Consider the following 1,317-nt stretch of genomic DNA (forward strand, 5'->3'; position numbering starts at 1 on the left):
GCACCCCAACGCAGGGCAAGCCTGCTCGCCACAGCAAGGCTGCTCGCCACAGGAAGCCAGCTCTCACACGGGGCCGCGTGGGTTGGGGGAACTTGGGTTGAACCTGTCGGGGGTTTTGGTCTCCTATTTAGCACCAAGACGGGGCATTCAAACGGCTGTTTTCAGGTTGTTGCCCTCGCAAACGACTGAATGTATTTGCGCCCTTGAGCGCTTGTCGGCGCTCGGGTAATGTCATCAGACCCACAGGACAGAGCACGCCTATGACTTCCAAGCTGGAACAACTCAAGCAATTCACCACCGTTGTAGCCGATACCGGCGATTTCTCCACCCTCGCCAAGCTCAAGCCGCAAGACGCCACCACTAACCCTTCCCTGCTGCTCAAGGCGGCGTCGATTCCAGGCTATGCCACGCTGCTGGATGAGGCTGTGAAGGACTGCAACGGTGACGTCGGCCTGGCCAGCGACCGTTTTGCGGTGGCGGTAGGTCAAGAGATTCTCAAAGTCGTGCCGGGGCGTATTTCCACCGAGGTGGATGCGCGTTTGTCGTTCGATGAAGCCGCGATTCTCAAGCGTGCGCACCGTCTGATCGACCTGTACGACAAAGCCGGCGTAGGCCGTGACCGCGTGCTGATCAAGATCGCCTCCACCTGGGAAGGCATCCGCGCAGCGGAGAAGCTGGAAAAAGAAGGCATTCAAACCAACCTGACACTGCTGTTTTCGTTTGCTCAGGCCGTGGCCTGCGCCGAAGCCGGTGTGTTCCTGATTTCGCCGTTTGTAGGCCGTATCTATGACTGGTACAAGAAGGCCAACGGCAACGACTACACCGGCGCTGAAGACCCAGGCGTTGTGTCGGTAACGCGCATCTACAACTACTACAAGGCCAATGGCTATAAAACTGTAGTGATGGGTGCGAGCTTCCGTAACCTCAGCCAGATTGAAGAGCTGGCCGGCTGTGATCGCCTGACCATCAGCCCGGACCTGCTGGAGAAGCTGGCGGCGGATGAAGGCAAGCTGGAGCGTAAGCTGTCGCCAGGCCATGCCGGTGAAGCGCGGGTGCATTTGACTGAAGCGCAGTTCCGTTGGGAGTCCAACGAGGACGCAATGGCGACTGAGAAACTGGCGGAGGGGATTCGTCAGTTTGCTCGGGACCAGGAGAAGCTGGAGGCGTTGTTGACTGCCAAGCTGTAAGGCAGGCGACGACAAAAAGGGCGGCACCTGTGAGGGTGCCGCCCTTTTTTGTGTTTGCTGATCTCAAACCAAACCCCATTCAAACTGTGGGAGCTGGCTTGCCTGCGATAGCGGTGGGTCAGTGATGAAT

1 protein-coding gene is annotated in these 1,317 nt (G+C 58.2%); it reads left to right on the plus strand.

Translation table 11 applies throughout. The features are described 5' to 3' along the window. Positions 1 to 260: 260 nt before the first annotated feature. A complete protein-coding gene (gene tal / locus FEM54_RS32680; protein WP_138454296.1) occupies positions 261 to 1,187 on the plus strand; it encodes a transaldolase in 927 nt (308 codons plus the stop codon). Positions 1,188 to 1,317: the final 130 nt, after the last annotated feature.

Origin of the sequence: Pseudomonas edaphica, assembly GCF_005863185.1 — a bacterium.
Lineage (GTDB): Bacteria > Pseudomonadota > Gammaproteobacteria > Pseudomonadales > Pseudomonadaceae > Aquipseudomonas > Aquipseudomonas edaphica.